A 20,947-nucleotide genomic window follows, 5' to 3' on the forward strand; every position below is an offset into this window, starting at 1 on the left:
AACTGGACACTTGAGGCGATGCGGCGCGGGGTCGAGCTTGGGTTTTACTCCTGTTGGTGGGTACTTGTCAAACCTGCACGCTTTTTCCGCATTGATTCTCCTTTCAAATTGAGATGATGGGCGTTGTGGACCAGGCGGTCGAGGATCGCGTCAGCCAAGGTCGCGTCACCGATGGCGGCGTGCCAGTGCTCGATGGGAATTTGACTGGTGACGATCGTGGAACGGACCCGTGCCTGTCGTCGAATACTTCCAGCAGGTCGCGCCGGTGCACGTCGTCGAGCACGGCAAGGCCCCAATCGTCAATTATCAAGGTGTCGATTTTGGCCAGTTGCTTGAGCAACTTGCTGTAGCGGCCGTCTGCACGGCCGATGCTCAGCTCATCGGCAGGCGCGGCAGGCGCACGTAATAGGCGCTGTACCCCTGGCGGCAAGCCTGGTGCGCGAGTGCACAGGCTAGCCACGTCTTGCCCACGCCGGTGGGGCCGGTCAACAGCACGTTCTGATGGGCAGTCAGCCAGTTACCGTTCAGAAGGCGCTGGAACAAGGGCTTATCAAGGCCGCGCGCATGGCGGTAGTCGATGTCTTCGGCAGCAGCATTCGGTTTGAGCTTGGCGCGTTGCAGGCGCAGCGCCAAGGCCTTGCCATCGCGTTCCGTGGCTTCATGGTCGATCAGCAGGGCCGAGCCGTTCATCGAAGCCGAGATGATCCAGATCCAGCCCGCTCTGCTCGGCGAAGGGCACGCGCCATTCCGAACAGCTTGAGGCGGGTGAGTTGTCATAGGTTGGGTGATTCAACATGGTTGTTCCTTGGTGGTGGCTGGGCGCTGGCAGCGCTCAGTCGAATCTGAAATAAACGGTTTATACTGTTTAGTTAATAATCAATGGAGATGATTCGATTGGTAGTAAGCCGCGCCACGCAGGTTCTCGTGCTCGGGCAGATCGAGCGTGCGTTGCGCAGTGAGCAGCTCGAGATCGAGGCCATTCTTGAGGATCGACTGCACGCTGGACCAGCTCACCGCGTTGTGTTTAAGCGCGCGTGCACAGGCCGCCTCCAGCCGCGCGATGCCATACTTCTGCCCGAGTGAGAGCACCCCCAGGCAACTGCGGAAGGCCTGCTGGGGATGGCGCCGCTGATGCAGCAGGCGCTCAACCAGCACCGAGCAGCGTGGGCCGATGGCGGCTGCGCGACTGGTCAGGGTTTCGGCATTCCAGCCAGCGACCTCGCGGTGCGCCGCCGGCATGTGTGCGTCAATTGTGGTGTGACGCCCTTTGAAAGCGCAGTACGCATGGCTGGCGATGCGCAGCCCGCGCAGAAAGACTTCGACGGTGTTCGTGGTGGCGCGCACGTCCACCTGGACACGGGGCGTGCTGACACGGCACCGAGTAGTAGTGGCCGTCGAGCTCGACGTGGTAGTCGACGCCAACACGTGCCACCTTCCACTCGGCATATTCGTAGCCCTGTTGCGGGAGCGGGCGCAGTGCGGGCTGGTCCATCTCGGCGAAGGCACTGGCGCGGCAACCCGGCAACTTCTTGAAGGGACGCTGGTTCAGGTCGGTGAGCAGCACTTTCAGTTCACGATTGAGTTCATTCAAGCTGAAGAAGCGCTGGTGACGCAGTCGGGCAAGCACCCAGCGCGTCACCACCAGCACGCCGTTCTCGACCTTGGACTTGTCCTTGGGCTTGCGGGCCCGCGCCGGCAGGACGGCGACGCCGTAGTGGTCTGCCAGGTCGTGGTAGGTGGGGTTGATGTCCGGCTCGTAGCGCGACGCCTTCGATACACCGCTGCGCAAATTGTCGGGCACCCACAGTTCGCTGCAGCCTCCGTAAAAGTCGAGTGCACGCACGTGGCTGCCAATCCAATCGGGCAGCTGCTGGCTCCAGGTGGCCTCCAGGAAGGTGTAATTCGATGCGCCCAGCACGGCGACGAAGATCTGCGCTTCCCGTATCTCGCCCGTGCTGCCATCGATGACGCCAACGGTCTGGCCGGCGTAGTCGATGAACAGCCGTTCACCCGGCGTGTGGGTCTGACGCATCGACAGCGTCAGGCGCTGGCGCCAGCGGCGATAGTGGTCGCAGAAGGCGCTGTACTGGAAGCCTTCGGTCTGCTCGGCCTTGTATTCCTGCCACAGCAGCTCCAGCGTGACGCCCTTGCGGCGCAGCTCCCGATGGACCTTGGGCCAGTCCGGTTCGGCGCGCTGCACCGACGACGGTTCGCTGGGCGGGAACAGCGCCCGCTCGAGGGCTGTGTCGTCAAGTGCTCCTGGTAGCGGATAGGTCAAGCCGGCCAGCTTCGCGCGGGCCAGGTAGTCTGACACCGTGGTTGGCGATACTTTGATGATGCGGGCGATTTCCCGCTTGGAACGCCCGTGCTCGAAATGGAGCCGCAGGACTTCATGGATTTTGCGCATGGATAACCTTTTATTGGTCAAGCAACCCTCCGGAAAAAATCCGGCAGGTTGCCACAGTTATCCCCTTGCTACACGCCTCTTCAGGCCGCTTCAAACTGTCAAGTTTGGAGCGGAATCACTGTCCAGTTTGCGCTGGACTGGGTGTCCAGTTTGGCGCGGAATGCGTGTCCAGTTTGCCGTGGAACGAGTGTCCAGTTTGGCGTGGAATGGGTGTCCAGTTTGCCGCGGAATACGCAGGCAGTTTCAATAGTCCAGGGAATTGCGACGGTTCAAGCCCGACACCCTGCTAGCCCAACCGGAATGCCATGCCTGTTAGTGCATTCATCGTCATGGGGGGCGATGCGGCGGGCGATATGGTGCGCAAATTCATTGTCGATTTCGATGGCAATGTCAGGCAGCGGACGGTCATCAGCGTCCGCGTAATCACACGAAGCCCATGCGCTATTGTGCGCTTCCATGGCCTTGGAGTGCCGCGACACGCGGTCGATCGAGATTTTGCAATCCTCTTGTACATCTGTCGTAAGCAGGAGCGGAGTGACTGCGCGTTTGTCGCGCTTTAGCACGGCAGGATACCGGAAATAGACCGGACACGAGGACTGTGAAATCCACAAACAAAAACGCCAACCGGTGATGGTTGGCGTTTCGTGAGGTATATTCTTGGTGGCCCGGGGCGGAATCGAACCACCGACACAAGGATTTTCAAGTTTAGGTTCTAGCGTAGCTGCATCATTGTTGTTGCGCCCATAGCGGTTCGCCTACGGACCAGGTGGGCGGCATGGTTTGTTGGATGAAATCTATCACAAGCATGCCAACCCTGTTGATGTAGCGTTCGACGAGCACACATTGACCATTTTCCATGCAGCGGTAGCCAATCTCGTGCGATGGACCGGCCAAGACCGGCCAGTTTTTGTACTCGAAAACCGATGGTGCACGGTACTTTGCTTGAGCAAATTTTTCACGAGAGACGCCAACGCGATGGCCGCTCCATGAAAGCACCAGCAAAGGACAATCCAGTCTTGCCAACCGTCGGTGAAGCCGGGGCTGGCTGCGTCGTCCTTTAGCCAAATACGACCTTTGACTGCTTGACGAATTCCACGAAATTGACGCACTCAACCTTTACATCAGCCATCGCACATACAGCAGGAATCTTGTAGTTCGCCATGATCTTTGGCAGCCCAGGTTGCGCCGCCTCGTTCGAGATCAGGCGTACTCGTGCAGACCGAGCTGTGGCGATGATCATCAGGTCATTTTCGTCCACGCCACCGCCGTATTTATCGCTTACGATCCCGAGCAAATTCTTAATGCGCAGGGCATCTTGGAGGATTGCATCGGTCATTGGAAGTGTGCCGACGCCGTTTTCTTCAAGCCACTGAGCGCACTCTGGAGCTACATGCCCAACTTCCGTCAGCGCAACGCTTGCCATCACAATGCTTTGGTCGACTAACTGAGCGGCCATCCAGCGCCACATGCCGGGGAATTGAGCAACGGGATAGTTGTCCCAAGCGTAGACGATGGAGGACGCGTCAAACACCTGCATAGTGCCGTTCCAGCTGGTGCAGATCGTTGAGCTTCAAACCGTCGAGATAGCTACTGGCTTTCGCGAGCGTGATGTAGCGCCCGCTGAGCGCGTTCAACACCGTGCGTACGAATGTGTCCCCGAAAATATGCTTGGGCTCACGGTGACGGTAAGCGCGCGATCCACTGTCACCCTCTGGGATGACCAAGTTCGACCGCCATTCGCGGTAGGCAGCGTATTGGCGTTGCGACAGTCGCCCGCTATCAAGCAATCTGCGCAAGATCACTTCGCCGCTTACACCCCATGCCTTGCGCTCGCGATCCAGCCACGTGTCGTACTCTGCGACGTCGCCTGGACGATTCGTGTCATCGATTCCGGCCAAGAATTCGTCAGGGACCAACACATGTCCGGCGAACGCGTTGGCGTCACGCTCAAGGCCGCGATGCGACTGCATATCGTTTTCGTCATCGATCGAACTTGCACGATGTAAAAGGAGATGTCCCAGCTCGTGCATGAGCGTGAACGATTGTTGTGGTTCCCATTGCTGTTTCTTGACCACGATCACTGGGCATGCAGGGTCGTACAGAGTAAATCCGAGAATCGGGTTTTCTTTCGCGATCTGCCACTTGCCGTTATAACCGTTACTACGGAATACCAGAATGCCCTGAGCTTCGACAGCATCGCGATATGTGTCGAACGTGTTCATACCGTTCAGGTTCAGCCAGCCCCGTGCCATACGGGCAGCTTCACGTGGGTTGTCACGCGGAAGGTCTGGCGCAGTGAACTGCGGCAAGTCCTGATTGCTCAGTTCGTCGCGCAAGCTCAAGAAGACCGAACGCTGGTGCTCCACGCGCTCGATGAACTTCTTGATCTTCGCCGTCAGTTCCGGCTTTTGGTTCGCGAGCGTCCGAAAGGCGAGGGTGTGCACGTGGTCCTCATCGACCGGACCTGGCTCCAGGAAGAACAATACGCCTCGACCAAAATACTCGGCAAGTTTGCTGAGCTGATTGAAGGTCATCCCACCTTCGCCATCCATCACGCGTTCGATGCTTGCCGGGGCAATGCCGAGTTCAGCCGCGAGGTCGCCCGTCGTCATGCCATGGTCAGCACAGCACCAAGCTATTCGGGTCGGGTTGATCGAGTGAATTCGTTCCATTGTGATTAAATTATACATGTCATAGTGATGGCAAACTGATGTCACAGCCCCGGCGTGTCGATTCGTCGGGCATGCTCAATTCACCATCGTGTGTATGGCGCAGAAGATGAAGAACAAGCTGTGCGTATCGTGCGGCAGGGCTTTTCAGCCACGTCCGCAAACCCCTCAGCAGTCGTATTGCTCTGCGGCGGAGTGCCAACGGAACAAGCATCAATTCAACACCATGTATCTTTCGGTTAGTTTCACTTTCAACCGGGATACAGAGACATGCAGCGGCTACAGCGCAACTGTCATGGGGTTTGGATAAGCTCCGATCTTCTAATCGGACAGAGCGCCCCTGTTAGGCGGTGTTGGCGGCGCAAATGAGAAGCCCTCGACCTTGGACATCCTGACGATTTGGTCGCTACGTGGTGGACAGCAGCAATTTGTGCTGAGTACCGGAAATAGACCGGGCACGAGGACTTTCTGTTTCTGGAAGAAAAAACGCCAACCTGCATGGGGTTGGCGTTTCTTAGATTCTTGGTGGCCCGGGGCGGAATCGAACCACCGACACAAGGATTTTCAATCCTCTGCTCTACCAACTGAGCTACCAGGCCAAGAGGCATGATTATAGTCAGCCGATGAGCGGATTGCAAGGGCAGCCAAAAACTTTTTTCGAAATGCCGCCATCCCGTATGCGAAAACCTTGTCATTTCTACCCGCTATAATGACCGCATGACTAATCCAACTTCTTCTACCGGGCGCAGCCAGGGCGACGTCTGCATCGTCGGCAACGGCGCCATCGCCAAGACGGCTGCACTCGGATTCTCGCAGGCCGGTTTCAAGGTGACAATGCTGTCGCCGCCGTCCGGTGCGCCGGCCGCAGCCGCGCAAACGGCGGGCGAGCAGCCTTACGACGTGCGCGTCTACGCGCTGAACCACACCGCCCACTCGCTGCTGTCATCGCTCAAGGTGTGGGGCGCACTTGACCAGGCGCGCGTGGCGCCGGTCGATTCGATGGTGGTCAACGGCGATGGCGACAATCCGGGCGACGTGGAATTCGACGCCTTCGGCGCCCACGTCGGCGCGCTGGCGTGGATCGTCGAAGACCGCAACCTTTGCCAGGCGCTCGACGCCGCCTTGAAGTTCGCCCCTAATGTCAACATGGTCAACGGCCGCGCAGTTCGCATCGAAGCCGACGATGACGGCGCCACCGTCCACCTCGAAGGCGGCGGCGCGATCCGCAGCTCGCTCGTCGTCGGCGCCGACGGCGGCCACTCCTGGGTGCGCGGCCAGTGCGATATCGACCTCGATTACCGCTCCTACCACCAGCGCGCCGTGGTCGCCAACTTCTCGTGCGAGAAGCCGCACCACGGCGTGGCCTACCAGTGGTTCACCGGCGCGGAAGGCATCGTCGCGCTGCTGCCGCTGCCCGGCAACCACGTGTCGCTGGTGTGGTCCGCGCCCGACGCGCTGGCCGACACGCTGACGCGCGAAAGCGCCGGCGAGTTGGCGATCCGCCTGATGGCGCTGGCCGAGGACAAGCTGGGCGTGATGCGCCCGCTGCAGCCTGAAACCATCCGCGACTTCCCGCTGGCGCTGATCCGCCCGCACGCGATCACCGCGCCGCGCGTGGCGCTGGTCGGCGACGCCGCCCACGTGGTGCATCCGCTGGCCGGGCATGGCATGAACCTCGGCTTCGCCGACATCGCCGACCTGCTCACGGCAGTGTCGGAGCGCGAAGACCACCGCACCATCGGCGACGAGCGCGTGCTGGCCCGGTACGCCCGCGCGCGCAAGGAAGACGTGTTCCTGATGCAGTTCGCCACCGACGGCCTGGCCCGCCTGTTCGGCACCGACCTTGAGCCAGTTCGCGTTGTCCGCAATTTGGGATTAAACTTGCTGGATAAGTTGCCGATGCTCAAGCGTCGGCTGATCAGCCACGCGATGGGTAAATAGGCGTGGCCGGTCCATTCATTTGCAGGACAACCGGAGAAGTCATGGTAAAGAATAAACTCGCACTGCTGGTGCTGAGCGGCGGCATTGTGTCGTGCGTTGGCGCCCAGACGCCTGTCGAAGCGAACATCAAGAAAGTGATCGAGCCGCGCCTTGGCGGCGGCGTCAAGATCGATTCGGTGAAGGCGACCCCGTACGCGGGGCTGTACGAGATCCGCGCCGGCGGCGACATCATCTACACCGACAAGAAGGGCGAGTTCCTGTTCATCGGCCATGTCTACAACGCCAAGACCTCGCAGAACCTGACCAAGGAACGCATCGACGAGATCAACAAGATCAATTTCGCCGACCTGCCGTTCGAGTCGGCGCTCAAGATGGTCAAGGGGAACGGCAAGCGCACCATCGCCATCTTCGAAGACCCTAACTGCGGCTACTGCAAGCGCTTCCGCCAGACCACGCTGAAGGAACTGGATAACGTGACGGTCTACACCTTCATGTACAACATCCTTTCCGAAGATTCGATCGCCAAGTCCAAGAACATCTGGTGTGCGGCCGACCGCAACAAGGCCTGGGATGACTGGATGGTAGGTGGCAAAGTGGCGCCAGCCGCGCCGGCCAAATGCATCGACCCGCACGAGAAGATCTTCGCGCTGGGCCGCAAGCTGCGCATCGAAGGCACCCCGGCCATCTTCTTCACCGACGGCACCCGCATCCCGGGCGCGGTCGATGTCAAGACCCTCGAAGCGAAGTTCGCTGCAATCAAATAAACTACCCGCGGGCCTTCTGGCCCGCGTTTCACATCTGCGCCGCCAAACAGTACATACGATCCACCATCCAAAACCAGGAGTAGGCAATGCTCACCTTGAATATCAACGGGCGCGACATGCAGGTCGACGCCGACGAATCCACGCCCGTGCTGTGGGCGCTGCGCGATAACCTCAACATGACGGGTACCAAATTCGGCTGCGGCGCGGCCCTGTGCGGAGCCTGCACCGTGCACCTGAACGGCGATCCGGTCCGCTCCTGCGTCACTCCGATCTCGGTCGCGGTCGGCCAGAAAATCACCACCATCGAGGCGATAGAGTCAGACAAGGTCGGCAAGGCGGTGCAGGATGCGTGGGTGCGCCACGACGTGCCGCAGTGCGGCTACTGCCAGAGCGGCCAGGTGATGAGCGCCACCGCGCTCCTGCGCACCAACAAGGCGCCGAGCGACGCTGACATCGACAGCGCCATGAGCGGTAACGTCTGCCGCTGCGGCACCTATCAACGCATCCGCGCGGCCATCAAGGACGCGGCGAAAACCCTGGCCTGAGGAGAGCACCATGCGTAAAGAATGGATCAACCACGCAGCGCTTGTGCGCCCGCCCGAAGGCGGCATGTCGCGCCGCAGCTTCATGAAGGTCGGCGCCGTGGCCGGCGGCGGGCTGGTGCTCGGCTTCTTCCTGCCGGGCGCGAACAAGTTTGCGCAGGCAGCGGACCGCGCGAAGCCGGTGCATGCGCCAAACGCCTTCCTGCGGATCGCGCCTGACAATACCGTCACCATCATGGTCAACCGCCTCGAATTCGGGCAGGGCGTGCATACTGCGCTGCCAATGCTGATGGCCGAGGAACTGGACGCCGACTGGTCGCAGGTGCGTGGCGAGCTCGCGCCCGCCGGCGACGCCTTCAAGGACCCGAACTTCGGCATGCAGATGACCGGCGGCTCGGGCAGCGTCGCCAACTCGTTCATGCAGTACCGCGAAATCGGCGCCAAGGCGCGCGCGATGCTGGTGGCCGCCGCCGCGCAACAGTGGAACGTCAAGCCGGAGCAGTGCCGCACCGCGAACGGTTTCGTCATCGGGCCGGACGGGCAGAAGGCCAGCTACGGTTCGCTGGCCGACGCCGCGATGAAGCAGCCGGTGCCGACGACCGTCGCGCTCAAGGATCCGAAGGACTTCCGCTTCATCGGCAAACCAGCGCGGCGCCTCGATGCGCGAGCCAAGTCTGACGGCAGCCAGCAGTTCGGCATCGACTTCACGCTGCCAGATGCGAAGGTGGCGCTGATCGCGCACCCGCCGGTGTTCGGCGCCAAGGTAGCGAAATTCGATGCCAGCAAGGCCAGGGCAATCAAGGGCGTGCTCGATGTGTTCGAGGTGGATACCGATCGCGGCGGCAAGGGTGTGGCGGTTGTCGCCAGCGGCTACTGGCCGGCGAAGCAGGGCCGCGACGCGCTGGTCATCGAGTGGGGCACCACCGGTGTCGAGAAAGTCGACTCCAGCAAGCAGCTGGCGGAACTGACCGCGCTGGCGAAAAAACCGGGCACGGTAGCGAAGCAGGCCGACATTTCGGCGCTGGCGCGCGCACCGAAGAAGATTTCGGCCGTCTACGAATTTCCCTACCTGGCGCATGCTCCGATGGAGCCGCTCAACTGCGTGGTCGACCTGAAGGCCGACAGCTGCACCGTGTGGGCAGGCTCGCAGTTCCAGACTACCGACCACGCAGCCGTGGTCAAGACCTCGGGACTGAAGCCGGAGCAGGTGAAGTTGAACACGATGATGGCCGGCGGCGGCTTTGGCCGCAGGGCGGTGCCGACGTCCGATTACATCGTCGAAGCGGTCAACGTGGCCAAGGCATGGCAGGCCGCTGGGAAGACAGGCCCGGTCAAGGTGATGTGGAGCCGCGAAGACGACATCAGGGGCGGCTACTACCGGCCTTCGTATGTGCACCGCGCCGACATCGGCCTGGACGCGAAAGGGAAGATCGTGGCGTGGGACCACGCCATCGCCGGCCAGTCGATCATCACCGGCACCATGTTCGAGCCGTTCATGGTCAAGAACGGCGTCGACCACACCACGGTGGAAGGCATGGGCGCGCCGTACGACGTGCCGCTGAACCTGTCGGTACACACGCTCAAGGCCAACGTGCCGGTGCTGTGGTGGCGTTCGGTCGGTTCGACCCACACCGCCTTTGTGATGGAAACGCTGATCGACGAGGCAGCGCACGCCGCAGGCGCAGACCCGGTTGCCTACCGCAAGAAGCTGCTGGGCGAGAAACACAAGCGTCACCTGGCCGCGCTGGACCTCGCGGTCGCGAAGTCCGGCTACGGTAAGAAAAAGCTGCCGAAGGGCCGCGCCTGGGGTGTGGCGATGCACGAGTCCTTCAACACGGTAGTGGCTTATGTGGTCGAAGCATCGGTCACGAAAGGCGTGCCGAAGCTGCACAAGGTGACGGCGGGCGTACACTGCAACCTGGCAGTCAATCCGCTGACCATCGAAGCCCAGGTGCAGGGCGCGGCACTGATGGCGCTAGGCACCACGCTCCCGGGCGCCGCCATCACGCTGAAGGAGGGCGTGGTGGAGCAGCAGAACTTCGGCGACTACACCGTGGCGCGCATGAGCGACATGCCGCAGGTGGACGTGCACATCGTTCCATCGTCCGACCCGCCGACCGGGATCGGCGAGCCTGGCCTGCCGCCGCTGGCGCCGGCGTTTGCGAATGCCGTGTTCCGGCTGACCGGCAAGCGCCTGCGCAAGCTGCCGTTCGACCTCGCGGCGGCGTAAGTACAGCGCATGGCCCTCGTCGGTATCCTGCTTGCCGCCGGCCGTGGGCGCCGCTTCGATCCTTCCGGTGCGCGCAACAAGCTGTTGCAAACCCTGCCGGGCGGTGCCACGGTGGTCGCCGCCAGCGCGCGCGCGCTGCTGGCGGCGCTGCCGAAAGTGATCGCCGTGGTCGGCCCGGCCGATTCCGTCGTGGCCGCGCAGCTGAAGGCACTGGGCTGCGAGGTCACTGTGTGTCAGGAAGCCGACACCGGCATGGGCGCGTCGCTGGCCCATGCCATTTCACATTCGCTCCCCGCTGCCGATGCCTGGCTGATAGCGTTGGGCGACATGCCGTATGTACGGCCGTCGACGTATGCGGCGCTGGCGGCAGCCCTTAACGCCGGCGCCGGCATCGCCGCGCCCGTGATGGCGGGGCGGCGTGGCAATCCGGTCGGGTTCGGGGCCGCGCATCTGAGCGCGCTGCTGGCGCTGACAGGCGACGAGGGCGCGCGCCGTATTGTTAAATCGGCCCCGGTCACGGAAGTGGAGGTTGCCGATGCCGGAATATTTCGCGACGTCGATACCCCTGCCGACCTGCTAATACGTCCTGATTCAGGCTAAACTATTTCGCGAAGCGTCATCCACAGGACCCCATAATGAAAAAGACAGCGACCAGGAAAACGGCTGCGATCCAGTACACCATCATCCCCAAGAACCTTGCCGGCCACCTGTTCGAGGTAAGCGTTACCGTCGCCGCGCCTGCCGACGACGGCCAGGTGTTCGCGCTTCCGGCGTGGATACCGGGCAGCTACATGATCCGCGAATTCGCGCGCAACATCGTGCAGATCCGCGCCGAATCGAACGGCAAGGCGGTCCCGCTGGTTAAGCTGGACAAGCACTCCTGGCGCGCCGCGCCCTTATCCGGACCGGTCACGGTGACCTACGAGGTCTACGCATGGGACCTGTCGGTGCGCGCAGCCCACCTCGACCAGACCCACGGCTTCTACAACGGCACCAGCGTGTTCCTGCGCGTGCTGGGACAGGAGGACCTGCCGCACGAAGTCGACATCGGCCGTCCGGCCGATCCGGAAGCGCAATCGTGGCGCGTCGCGACCGCGATGCCCGAGCTGGGCGCGAAGCGCTACGGCTTCGGCACTTATGTGGCATCCAACTATGACGAGCTGATCGACCATCCGGTCGAGATGGGCGACTTCGCACTCGGCACCTTCAAGGCGCACGGCGTCCCGCACGACATCGTCATCACGGGCCGCGTACCCAATCTCGACATGGCGCGCCTTCAGGCCGACCTCAAGTCGTTGTGCGAAACCCAGATCGCGTTCTTCGAGCCGCGCAGCAAGCGCGCGCCGATGGACCGCTACGTGTTCATGACGATGGCAGTCGGCGATGGCTACGGCGGGCTGGAACACCGCGCATCCACCGCCCTGATCTGCAACCGCAACGACCTGCCGAGCACCATCGCACCAAAGTTTTCCGAGCCGAGCGAAGGCTACATCAAGTTCCTCGGCCTGTGCAGCCACGAGTATTTCCATACATGGAACGTCAAGCGCATCAAGCCAGCGGCGTTTGCACCGTACGACCTGCAGGCCGAGACTTACACGCCGCTGCTCTGGCTGTTCGAGGGATTCACCAGCTACTACGACGACCTGCTCCTGCTGCGCAGCGGCCTGGTTACCGAAGCGGCCTACCTCAAGCTGCTGGGCAAAGCCATCGGCAGCGTATTGCGTGGCAGCGGCCGCACCAAGCAAAGCGTGGCCGATTCGAGCTTCGACGCCTGGAGCAAATACTACCGCCAGGATGAAAATGCGCCGAACGCCATCGTCAGCTACTACGGCAAGGGCTCGCTGATCGCACTTGCGTTCGACCTGGCCATCCGCGCCAAAACCGACGGGAAGAAGTCGCTGGACGACATCATGCTGGCGCTGTGGCAGCGCTACGGGCACGATTTCTATCCGACTGTCGGACGCGGCGTCACCGAGGCGGAAGTCGAGGCGCTGTTCGATGAAGTAAGCGGACTGAAACTGAAGCCGATGTTCGACCGCTACGTGCGCGGCACCGAGGACCTGCCGCTGGCGAAACTGTATGCACCGTTTGGCGTGAAGCTGGTGGACGAGCGCAAGAACGCCAAGCCTTCGCTCGACGCCAGCATCGGCCGCGAGGGAGGCGACGCGAAACTGGGCCAGGTGCATGAGGGCGGGGCGGCGCACCAGGGCGGCATGTCGGCCGGCGATGTTCTCGTTGCGGTGGATGGGCTGCGGGTGGCGGGGACGCCCAACAACGTGGATGCGCTGCTGGCGCGCTACAAGGTGGGCGAAACGGTGACTGTGCACGCGTTCAGGCGCGATGAGCTGATGGCGTTCAAGGTGACGCTGCAGGGTGATCGTGTACCCGGCATCACGCTGGCTGCGCCGGAAAAGAAAGTCAAAGGGCTGGTGCGGCCAAGCGCAGTCCGTTAGCGCCCGCCCGTCGTTCCTGGTACTGCCAGAAACGACTTCCCGCGAAAGCGGGAACCTATACTGAATCAATGACATACGCTCAGCATGGGTTCCCGCGTGCGCGGGAACGACGGTTCTAAGTTTGGTGGATGAGCGCGTAGCGCTTATTCGCCATCTCAGCCAAACAAGCGCTGCAACTCCACACCCGGCTCCGGCTGTCGCATGAACGCCTCGCCGACCAGGAACGCGTGCACGTTCGCGTCGCGCATCAGCTTCACATCATCCGGCACCATGATCCCCGATTCGGTGACCACCAGCCGGTCATCTGGAATGCGTGGCAGCAGCCCGATGGTCGTCTGCAGCGACGTCTCGAACGTGCGCAGGTTGCGGTTGTTAATCCCCATCAGCGGCGTGCGCAGCTTCAGCGCGGCGGTCAGTTCATCGCCGTCGTGCACCTCGACCAGCACATCCATGCCCAGCTCCAGTGCGCACGCTTCCATCTCCGCCATCAGCCCGTGGTCCAGCGCCGCGACGATCAGCAGGATCGCATCCGCGCCCATCGCGCGCGCCTCGTAAACCTGGTAAATATCGACCAGGAAGTCCTTGCGCAGCACCGGGATATCGCAAGCGGCCCGCGCCTGCTTCAGGTAGTCCACCGAACCCTGGAAGAACTGCACGTCTGTCAGCACCGACAGGCATGCCGCGCCGTGGCGCGCATAGCTTTCGGCGATGTTCGCGGGACGGAAGTCCGCGCGCAGCACGCCTTTCGACGGCGACGCCTTTTTCACTTCCGCGATCACGCCGGCCTTGCCTGCGGCGATGTGCTTGCGCAGGCTGGCTTCGAAGCCGCGCGGTTTGCGTTGCGCATCGGTATCCGCTTCCACGTCGCTGCGCAGGCTCGCAAGGCTGCGGTACTTCCTGGCGGCGGCGACTTCGTCGGCTTTGACTTCGAGGATTTTGTTGAGGATGTCGGACATGATGGATTAGTGTTGTTTCGATAGTGCCAGCTTGATGCCGAGCCAGATGAACAGGACGCCGGTGGCGCGGCCAAACCACATCGCCACCTTCGGGCCGACCTTGACGCTGGCGCTGGCGCGCGCGGTGAACAGTGCCAGCGCGTGGCACCACAGCATGCTGTTGAAATTGAAAATGATGCCCAGGACGATGAAGGCCAGTGCCTTGTTCGGCGCATCAGCATCGATAAACTGCGGCACGAACGCAAGGAAGAACAGCGCGACCTTCGGATTGAGCACGTTGGACAGGAATCCCTGCCCGAAAATCTTGCGCAAGGGGAGGGGCGGCGCCGCCGTCGCAGCGGCCGCGCGCGGCTTGCTGCGCAACAGTCCGATCGCCATCCAGATGATGTAGGCCGCGCCTACATATTTGACAACCAGGAAGGCGGTGGCGGAGGTGGCGAGGATGGCCGACATGCCCAGCGCCGCCGCAAGTACATGTACCATCACGCCGGCGCCGGTACCCAGGGCCGCGGCCGATCCGGCTTTGAAACCCTGGCTGGCGCTGCGCGCCATGATCAGAAGCGTATCCGGCCCGGGCATGATGCTGAGCAGCAGGCCGGAGATGACGAACAGGTAGATGTCGTGAATGCCGAACATGGGCCGCCCCGGTTTAGCTGGCGCCCAGCTGCTGCGTCACCTGCACGAATTGGGCGAGCTTCTCCCTGGCAGCGCCCGACGCGATCGCCGCGCGCGCCTTGACCAGTCCTTCTTCGATCGACGGCGCCACGCCTGCCGCATACAGCGCGGTGGCGGCGTTCAGGCAGACGATGTCGTACGGCGCGCCCGGCTCGCCATTGAGCGCTTCCATGATCTTGGCCTTCGATTCCACCGAGTCCGCCACCTTCAGGTTGCGGCTGGCGATCATCTGCATGCCGTAGTCCTCGGGGTGGATCTCGTACTCGCGGATTTCGCCGTTGACCAGTTCACCCACCATGGTCGCCGCGCCGAGCGACACTTCGTCCATGTTGTCGCGGCCCCAGACCACCATCGCATGCTGGGCGCCGAGGCGCTGCAGCACGCGCACCTGGATGCCGACCAGGTCGGGGTGGAACACGCCCATCAGGATGTTGGGAGCGCCGGCCGGATTGGTCAGCGGACCGAGGATGTTGAAAATCGTGCGCACGCCCAGTTCGCGCCGCACAGGGGCGGCATGCTTCATCGCCGCATGGTGGTTCGGTGCGAACATGAAGCCGATGCCGGTCTGCGCGATCGACTGGGCGATCTGCTCGGGCTTGAGGTTGATGTTGGCGCCGAACGACTCGATCACGTCGGCGCTGCCGGACGAGGACGACACGCTGCGCCCGCCGTGCTTGGCCACGCGCGCGCCGGCCGCCGCGGCGACGAACATCGACGCGGTGGAGATATTGAAGGTGTGCGCGCCGTCGCCGCCGGTACCGACGATGTCGAGCAGGTTCGTGGTGTCGGCCATCGGCACCTTGGTCGAGAACTCGCGCATCACTTGCGCGGCGGCGGTGATCTCACCGATGGTTTCCTTTTTCACGCGCAGCCCCATGGTCAGGGCCGCGATCATGGTCGGCGACATTTCGCCGGACATGATCTGGCGGAACAGGTGCAGCATCTCGTCGTGGAAGATCTCGCGGTGGTCGATACAGCGCAGCAGGGCTTCTTGTGGGGTGATCGGCATGGCGGTTCCTGTTATGTGCGCTTAGCGTTCGAGAAAATTCTTCAGCAGTTCGTGCCCGTGCTCGGACAGGATCGACTCGGGGTGGAACTGTACGCCCTCGATGTCGAACTCCTTGTGGCGCACGCCCATGATTTCGCCGTCGTCGGTCCATGCCGTCACTTCGAGGCAGGACGGCAGCGACGAGCGCTCGATCGCCAGCGAGTGGTAGCGGATCACGGTGAACGGGCTTGGCAGCCCCTTGAACACGCCGACGCCGGTATGCGCCACCAGCGAGGTCTTGCCATGCATGACCTTCTTGGCGCGGACCACCTTGCCGCCGAACGCGGCGCCCAGGGCCTGGTGGCCGAGGCACACGCCCAGGATCGGCACCTTGCCCTTGAACTCACGCAGTATGTCGATCGAGATGCCGGCTTCGGCCGGGGTTTTCGGGCCGGGCGAAATGCAGATGCGGTCCGGCTTCATGGCCGCGATCTCTTCGATCGTGATTTCGTCGTTGCGCACGGTGCGCACTTCCTCGCCCAGCTCGCCGAAGTACTGCACCAGGTTGTAGGTGAACGAGTCGTAGTTATCGATCATCAGCAGCATGTCAGAGCTCCCCATCCAGGCCGTCTTGCACTTGTTCGGCCGCGCGCAGCACGGCGCGCGCCTTGTTTTCGGTTTCCTGCCATTCCATCTCGGGGATGGAATCGGCCACGATGCCGGCCGCGGCCTGCACGTACAGCATGCCGTCCTTGATCACGCCGGTGCGGATCGCGATCGCCACGTCCATCTCGCCACCAAACGACAGGTAGCCGCAGGCGCCGCCGTAGATGCCGCGCTTGGTCGGTTCCAGCTCGTCGATCACTTCCATCGCGCGCACTTTCGGCGCGCCGGTCAGGGTGCCGGCAGGGAAGGTCGCGCGCAGCACGTCGAGGTTGGACATGCCTTCCTTCAGGCGGCCTTCGACGTTGGAGACGATGTGCTGCACGTGCGAGTATTTTTCGATCACCATGCGGTCGGTGACCTTGACGCTGCCGATCTGGGAAATGCGGCCAAGGTCGTTGCGCGCCAGGTCGATCAGCATCACGTGTTCTGCGATTTCCTTCGGGTCGGCCAGCAGTTCGGTCGCCAGTTCGGCGTCGCGTTCCGGCGTGGCGCCGCGCGGGCGGGTGCCGGCGATCGGGCGCAGCGTGACCTTGCGGCCGCCGTCGGGCAAGGACTCGTTGCGCACCAAAATCTCTGGTGAGGCGCCGACGATCTGCATGTCGCCGAAGTTATAGAAGTACATGTAGGGCGACGGATTCAGCGAACGCAGCGCGCGGTACAGGGTCAGCGGGTTGTCGACGTAGGGCTTGCGGATGCGCTGGCCGATCTGCACCTGCATCAGGTCGCCGGCCATCACATATTCGTGTGCGCGGGCGACGGCCTTCAGGTAGTCCTCCTTGCTGAAGTCGCGCACCGCTTCGGTACGCACCGAGCTGGAAGTCACCGGTGCGTCGACGCCGCGGCGCAGCATCATGCGCAGGTCCTTCAGGCGCTGGCGCGCTTTCGAGAACGACTCCGGCTGCGTGGTGTCGGCGTAGACGATCAGGTACAGCTTGCCCGACAGGTTGTCGATGACGGCCAGTTCCTCGGTCACCATCAGCTGGATGTCGGGCAGGCCCAGGTCGTCCTTCGGGGCGCTATCGGCCAGCTTGCGCTCGATGTGGCGCACGGTGTCGTAGCCGAAGTAGCCGGCCAGGCCGCCGCAGAAGCGCGGCATGCCGGGACGCAGCGCGACCTTGAAGCGCTGCTGGTAGGCCTCGATGAATTCGAGCGGATTGCCTTCATGCGTCTCGATGACGCTGCCGTTCCTGACGATCTCGGTGCGGCTGCCGAAGGAACGCAGCAGCGTCTTCGCGGGCAGGCCGATGAAGGAGTAGCGGCCGAAGCGTTCGCCGCCGACCACGGATTCGAGCAGGAAGGTGTTGCGGCCGCCGTCCTGTGTCTGGGCCAGCTTGAGGTAGAGCGTCAGCGGCGTTTCGAGATCGGCGAAAGCTTCCGCGATCAGTGGAATACGGTTGTAGCCTTCGGTGGCCAGCGATTGGAATTCGAGTTCGGTCATGCTTTTCTCCAGGCCGCCAGTTTCAGTGTGGGTGGCGGTGGGTTTCAAAAAACCTGTCGGCGTGCAGGTGCAGACGACAGCAATCGGGTGGGTTACTTAGCCCAGGATTGCCAGCGTCGCCAAAGCCAGGCCTCAATCGAGCCGGCTTGCGTGACATTGTGTTTTTTGATGAAAAACATGCGTTATTTGTTCAGTGTGCGCTGTGGTTATGCGTTTGAATCAAGGTTGCCGCTTCCAGCAGTGAATCAACTATACCATCGGAATCCGTTTCGTGTATAGAGACCCCGTGGTTATAACCATATGGCACAGTGAGCACATAGCAGCCGGCCGCGCGCGCCGCCTCGGCGTCGTTGGACGAGTCGCCGATGGCCACCACTTCCTGCGGTTTCAGGCTGAAGTCCTTGCATACGTGGAGCAGGGGCATGGGGTCGGGCTTCTTTTTTGCGAACGAGTCGCCGCCGTAGATGACTTCGAAGTAGGGCGCCAGGCCTTTTTCAGCCAGCAGCGGCAGCGCGAACGCGACCGGCTTGTTGGTCACGCAGGCCAGGCGCAGGCCCTGCGCGCGCATCGCCTTCAGGCCTGCCTCGACATCCATATAGATGGTGCTGTGCTTGCCGTTGATGTCGAGGTAGTGGCGCTGGTAGGCGTCAAGCGCCTCCCCGATGCGGTGTTCGACGCCGGCGGCGTCGAAGTCCTGAGCCAGCACGCTGCGGATCAGGTTCTCCGAGCCTTTGCCGACCATCAGCGCGATCGCTTCCTGCGAGATGGCGGGCAGCTCGAAGTCGGCGCGCATGCGGTTGATCGCGACGTGGAAGTCGGGGATGGTGTCGAGCATGGTGCCGTCGAGGTCGACGATCGCCGCGCGGATCGGGGAAGCGCCTTTTTTCATCGTTACTTGCCGACGGTAGCCAGCTGGGTGCGCATCGCGTCGATCACGCCCTTGTAGTCGGGCTGGCCGAAGATGGCCGAACCGGCGACAAAGGTGTCGGCGCCCGCGGCAGCTGCAGCGGCAATGTTGTCGACCTTGATGCCGCCATCGACCTGCAGCATGATGTCGCGGCCGGATTCGTCGATCTTCTTGCGCGCGTAGGCGATCTTGTTCAGCGCTTCAGGAATGAAGGACTGGCCGCCGAAGCCCGGATTGACCGACATGATCAGGATGATGTCGATCTTGTCCATCACGTGGTCGAGGTAGTGCATCGGGGTGCCCGGGTTGAACACCAGGCCGGCCTTGCAGCCGCTGTCGCGGATCAGCTGCAACGTGCGGTCGATGTGCTCGGACGCTTCAGGGTGGAAGGTGATGATGTCCGCGCCGGCTTTTGCGAAGTCGGGGATGATGCGGTCGACCGGCCTGACCATCAGGTGCACGTCGATCGGCACTTGCACGTGCGGGCGGATCGCCTGGCATACCAGCGGCCCAATTGTCAGGTTGGGAACATAATGATTGTCCATCACGTCGAAGTGGATGATGTCGGCGCCGGCGGCGACGACATTGCGGACTTCCTCGCCCAGGCGGGCGAAATCGGCGGACAAAATGCTGGGAGCGATGCGGTAAGTGGTCATGGCAAAGTTGTTGCGGACGATTAAAGATGCGCTATTTTACGCTCATCGGCAGCCGGCATTGCGCTACGCCCATTATTTGCGGCCCGATGTATCATGATCGACAAGTCCGCCAACGGGCGCCTTTAGTTCACAAAAGCAATATAAACAGCACTAGTCGAGGGGTTTTAATGGCAGCTTACGAATTTACTGTTTCGGTCAGGACGCAATATCTGCCGGAGCAGTCCGATCCCGACCGCACCACCTTTGTTTTCACCTATTCCATCACCATCCAGAATAGCGGCGAGGTGCCTGCACAGCTGATCTCGCGCCACTGGGTGATCACCGACGCCAACAACCATGTGCAGGAAGTGCGCGGGCTGGGCGTGGTCGGGCACCAGCCGCTGCTGAAGCCGGGCGAACAGTTCGAGTACACCAGCGGCACCCAGCTGGCGACGCCGCAGGGGTCGATGTACGGCGAATACTTCTGCGTCGCGGAAGATGGACATCAATTCGAAGTAAAAATTCCCGAATTCGTGCTGTCGCTGCCGCGCACGCTGCACTGATCACTGATCACTGCTCGCCGGGCGCCTTGTCGTCGCCTGGCGGCTTGGTGGTTTCTTCCTCGCTGCCGGTCTGCTTCGGGCCCGAGTACATGGTCCACCACACGATAAATACAAACAGGAACAGGGCGACGGCCCCTTCCAACATCAAAATCCACATATCAGTCCTTATGTTATCTACACGCCGCAGTTTACTCGTTTCGTTGGGAGCCGTGGCATTGACGCTGGCGGCCTGCACCACTGCGCCGCCGCCCAAGCCGACTCCGCCCATCATCATGCCGCCGCCGGTGCAGCCGGTGCCGATGCCCGAACCTCCGCCGGTGACGCCGCCGCCAAAGCCGGAACCGGCGCCGCTGATGACGCCCTCCACCTTCAGCGCCTTGCCGGGCTGGGACCGCGACGAACTGCGAGAGGCGTGGCCGGCGTTCATGAATTCGTGCTCGGTGCTGGTGCGCCGGACCGACTGGAAGGAGGCGTGCATGGCGGCGCGCGTGGTCGATGCGGCCGATGCGGCAGCCGTACGCGGCTTCTTCGAAACGTATTTCGTGCCGAACCAGCTGCGTTCGCCCGATGGCGCCGATACCGGGCTGATTACCGGCTACTACGAACCGATGCTGCGCGGCGCCCGCAAGCGCGGCGGCGAGTTCCAGACGCCGCTGCACAAGGTGCCGGACGACCTGCTGACGATCGACCTGTCGAGCGTCTACCCGAGCCTCAAAGGCATGCGCCTGCGCGGCCGGCTGGTCGGCAACAAGGTGATCCCGTACCGGAGCCGCGCCGAAATCGACCGCGCCGACGCCAACGGCAAGGAGCTGCTGTGGGTGGACAGCCCGGTCGACGCCTTCTTCCTCGAAGTGCAGGGATCGGGCCGGGTTGTCCTCGATACCGGCGAAACCGTGCGCGTTGCATACGCCGAGCAGAACGGCCATCCGTACAAGGCGATCGGACGCTGGCTGATCGACCAGGGCGAGCTGACGTCGGCGGACGCCACGATGCAGGGCATCAAGGCATGGATCGAGCGCAATCCGACACGCCGGCAGGAACTGTTCAATGCGAACCCTAGCTACATCTTCTTCAAGGAAGAGCGCCTGCCCGATCCGCGGGGCGGACCGAAGG

Annotated in this window: 19 protein-coding genes, 1 tRNA gene and 2 pseudogenes; 8 read left to right on the forward strand and 14 right to left on the reverse strand. The window is 62.4% G+C overall.

The genetic code is table 11. The features are described from left to right. Positions 1–44: 44 nt before the first annotated feature. From istB to D3872_RS00145, 6 genes and pseudogenes are all read right to left on the reverse strand, one after another. Positions 45–796, reverse strand: a pseudogene (gene istB / locus D3872_RS00120) (IS21-like element helper ATPase IstB). A gap of 80 nt (positions 797–876) precedes the next feature. Further along, positions 877–2,407: pseudogene (istA, locus tag D3872_RS00125) on the reverse strand (IS21 family transposase). Between the two features lie 726 nt (positions 2,408–3,133). Then, positions 3,134–3,409, reverse strand: coding sequence for a hypothetical protein (locus D3872_RS25130; protein ID WP_147373745.1), 276 nt, complete (start codon positions 3,407–3,409; stop codon positions 3,134–3,136). 55 nt (positions 3,410–3,464) lie between these two features. After that, positions 3,465–3,944: a DUF4411 family protein gene (locus D3872_RS00135; protein ID WP_119808893.1), complete on the reverse strand. Its 480-nt coding sequence runs from the start codon at positions 3,942–3,944 to the stop codon at positions 3,465–3,467. Then, positions 3,931–5,019, reverse strand: a complete 1,089-nt coding sequence (locus D3872_RS00140) for an ImmA/IrrE family metallo-endopeptidase (protein ID WP_229459081.1) — start codon at positions 5,017–5,019, stop codon at positions 3,931–3,933. Before D3872_RS00140 ends, D3872_RS00135 begins: the two co-directional genes overlap by 14 nt. Positions 5,020–5,599: 580 nt before the next feature. After that, positions 5,600–5,675: transfer RNA gene (locus D3872_RS00145), tRNA-Phe, on the reverse strand. Between the two features lie 118 nt (positions 5,676–5,793). Between D3872_RS00145 and D3872_RS00150 the strand changes: the two genes are divergently transcribed. The 6 genes from D3872_RS00150 (at position 5,794) to D3872_RS00175 (ending at position 13,006) form a co-directional block, all read left to right on the forward strand. After that, complete coding sequence (locus D3872_RS00150; RefSeq protein ID WP_119808894.1) at positions 5,794–7,017, forward strand: FAD-dependent monooxygenase; 1,224 nt, start codon at positions 5,794–5,796, stop codon at positions 7,015–7,017. 41 nt (positions 7,018–7,058) lie between these two features. Next, positions 7,059–7,781 (forward strand): DsbC family protein, encoded by a 723-nt coding sequence (locus D3872_RS00155; RefSeq protein WP_119808895.1) that lies wholly within the window; start codon positions 7,059–7,061, stop codon positions 7,779–7,781. Positions 7,782–7,867: 86 nt separating this feature from the next. After that, a complete protein-coding gene (locus D3872_RS00160) occupies positions 7,868–8,326 on the forward strand; it encodes a (2Fe-2S)-binding protein (RefSeq protein WP_119808896.1) in 459 nt (152 codons plus the stop codon). Between the two features lie 10 nt (positions 8,327–8,336). Further along, positions 8,337–10,553, forward strand: a complete 2,217-nt coding sequence (locus D3872_RS00165; RefSeq protein ID WP_119808897.1) for a xanthine dehydrogenase family protein molybdopterin-binding subunit — start codon at positions 8,337–8,339, stop codon at positions 10,551–10,553. A 9-nt stretch (positions 10,554–10,562) separates the two neighbouring features. Next, positions 10,563–11,153 (forward strand): nucleotidyltransferase family protein, encoded by a 591-nt coding sequence (locus tag D3872_RS00170; protein WP_119808898.1) that lies wholly within the window; start codon positions 10,563–10,565, stop codon positions 11,151–11,153. A 35-nt stretch (positions 11,154–11,188) separates the two neighbouring features. Next, positions 11,189–13,006 (forward strand): M61 family metallopeptidase, encoded by a 1,818-nt coding sequence (locus D3872_RS00175; protein WP_119808899.1) that lies wholly within the window; start codon positions 11,189–11,191, stop codon positions 13,004–13,006. A 155-nt stretch (positions 13,007–13,161) separates the two neighbouring features. Here the strand turns inward: D3872_RS00175 and trpC are convergent, their stop codons facing one another. The 7 genes from trpC to rpe form a co-directional block, all read right to left on the reverse strand. Next, a complete protein-coding gene (gene trpC, locus D3872_RS00180) occupies positions 13,162–13,962 on the reverse strand; it encodes an indole-3-glycerol phosphate synthase TrpC (RefSeq protein WP_119808900.1) in 801 nt (266 codons plus the stop codon). 6 nt (positions 13,963–13,968) lie between these two features. Continuing rightward, positions 13,969–14,598, reverse strand: coding sequence for a LysE family translocator (locus tag D3872_RS00185; protein ID WP_119808901.1), 630 nt, complete (start codon positions 14,596–14,598; stop codon positions 13,969–13,971). A 13-nt stretch (positions 14,599–14,611) separates the two neighbouring features. Then, positions 14,612–15,646, reverse strand: a complete 1,035-nt coding sequence (trpD, locus tag D3872_RS00190; RefSeq protein WP_119808902.1) for an anthranilate phosphoribosyltransferase — start codon at positions 15,644–15,646, stop codon at positions 14,612–14,614. A 21-nt stretch (positions 15,647–15,667) separates the two neighbouring features. Beyond that, the gene (locus tag D3872_RS00195; RefSeq protein WP_119808903.1) at positions 15,668–16,231 is read right to left on the reverse strand and encodes an anthranilate synthase component II; all 564 of its coding nucleotides are present in this window, start codon (positions 16,229–16,231) and stop codon (positions 15,668–15,670) included. 1 nt (position 16,232) lies between these two features. Continuing rightward, positions 16,233–17,729, reverse strand: coding sequence for an anthranilate synthase component I (trpE, locus tag D3872_RS00200; protein WP_119808904.1), 1,497 nt, complete (start codon positions 17,727–17,729; stop codon positions 16,233–16,235). A 190-nt stretch (positions 17,730–17,919) separates the two neighbouring features. Beyond that, the gene (locus D3872_RS00205) at positions 17,920–18,618 is read right to left on the reverse strand and encodes a phosphoglycolate phosphatase (protein ID WP_119808905.1); all 699 of its coding nucleotides are present in this window, start codon (positions 18,616–18,618) and stop codon (positions 17,920–17,922) included. Between the two features lie 2 nt (positions 18,619–18,620). Further along, positions 18,621–19,292 carry a ribulose-phosphate 3-epimerase gene (rpe, locus tag D3872_RS00210; protein WP_119808906.1) on the reverse strand — a complete coding sequence of 224 codons (672 nt, stop codon included), beginning with the start codon at positions 19,290–19,292 and terminating at the stop codon, positions 18,621–18,623. 167 nt (positions 19,293–19,459) lie between these two features. Here rpe and apaG point away from each other — a divergent pair, with 167 nt between their 5' ends. Continuing rightward, complete coding sequence (apaG, locus tag D3872_RS00215; protein WP_119808907.1) at positions 19,460–19,834, forward strand: Co2+/Mg2+ efflux facilitator ApaG/CorD; 375 nt, start codon at positions 19,460–19,462, stop codon at positions 19,832–19,834. Between the two features lie 7 nt (positions 19,835–19,841). Here the strand turns inward: apaG and D3872_RS26175 are convergent, their stop codons facing one another. Then, positions 19,842–20,201, reverse strand: a complete 360-nt coding sequence (locus D3872_RS26175; RefSeq protein ID WP_229459082.1) for a hypothetical protein — start codon at positions 20,199–20,201, stop codon at positions 19,842–19,844. Between D3872_RS26175 and mltA the strand changes: the two genes are divergently transcribed. Further along, positions 20,188–20,947: murein transglycosylase A (gene mltA / locus D3872_RS00220; protein WP_229459083.1), on the forward strand; the 760-nt coding region annotated here is incomplete at its 3' end. The genes D3872_RS26175 and mltA overlap by 14 nt on opposite strands.

The organism is Massilia cavernae, assembly GCF_003590855.1.
Classification (GTDB): domain Bacteria; phylum Pseudomonadota; class Gammaproteobacteria; order Burkholderiales; family Burkholderiaceae_D; genus Telluria_A; species Telluria_A cavernae.

What these genes read in the sequence shown, in the direction of transcription:
- D3872_RS00135 (WP_119808893.1), bottom strand. Translation starts at nt 3,944, where the DNA reads ATGCAGGTGTTTGACGCGTCCTCCATCGTCTACGCTTGGGACAACTAT.
- D3872_RS00140 (WP_229459081.1), bottom strand. Translation starts at nt 5,019, where the DNA reads ATGACGACGGGCGACCTCGCGGCTGAACTCGGCATTGCCCCGGCAAGC.
- D3872_RS00150 (WP_119808894.1), top strand. Translation starts at nt 5,794, where the DNA reads ATGACTAATCCAACTTCTTCTACCGGGCGCAGCCAGGGCGACGTCTGC.
- D3872_RS00155 (WP_119808895.1), top strand. Translation starts at nt 7,059, where the DNA reads ATGGTAAAGAATAAACTCGCACTGCTGGTGCTGAGCGGCGGCATTGTG.
- D3872_RS00160 (WP_119808896.1), top strand. Translation starts at nt 7,868, where the DNA reads ATGCTCACCTTGAATATCAACGGGCGCGACATGCAGGTCGACGCCGAC.
- D3872_RS00165 (WP_119808897.1), top strand. Translation starts at nt 8,337, where the DNA reads ATGCGTAAAGAATGGATCAACCACGCAGCGCTTGTGCGCCCGCCCGAA.
- D3872_RS00170 (WP_119808898.1), top strand. Translation starts at nt 10,563, where the DNA reads ATGGCCCTCGTCGGTATCCTGCTTGCCGCCGGCCGTGGGCGCCGCTTC.
- D3872_RS00175 (WP_119808899.1), top strand. Translation starts at nt 11,189, where the DNA reads ATGAAAAAGACAGCGACCAGGAAAACGGCTGCGATCCAGTACACCATC.
- trpC (WP_119808900.1), bottom strand. Translation starts at nt 13,962, where the DNA reads ATGTCCGACATCCTCAACAAAATCCTCGAAGTCAAAGCCGACGAAGTC.
- D3872_RS00185 (WP_119808901.1), bottom strand. Translation starts at nt 14,598, where the DNA reads ATGTTCGGCATTCACGACATCTACCTGTTCGTCATCTCCGGCCTGCTG.
- trpD (WP_119808902.1), bottom strand. Translation starts at nt 15,646, where the DNA reads ATGCCGATCACCCCACAAGAAGCCCTGCTGCGCTGTATCGACCACCGC.
- D3872_RS00195 (WP_119808903.1), bottom strand. Translation starts at nt 16,231, where the DNA reads ATGCTGCTGATGATCGATAACTACGACTCGTTCACCTACAACCTGGTG.
- trpE (WP_119808904.1), bottom strand. Translation starts at nt 17,729, where the DNA reads ATGACCGAACTCGAATTCCAATCGCTGGCCACCGAAGGCTACAACCGT.
- D3872_RS00205 (WP_119808905.1), bottom strand. Translation starts at nt 18,618, where the DNA reads ATGAAAAAAGGCGCTTCCCCGATCCGCGCGGCGATCGTCGACCTCGAC.
- rpe (WP_119808906.1), bottom strand. Translation starts at nt 19,292, where the DNA reads ATGACCACTTACCGCATCGCTCCCAGCATTTTGTCCGCCGATTTCGCC.
- apaG (WP_119808907.1), top strand. Translation starts at nt 19,460, where the DNA reads ATGGCAGCTTACGAATTTACTGTTTCGGTCAGGACGCAATATCTGCCG.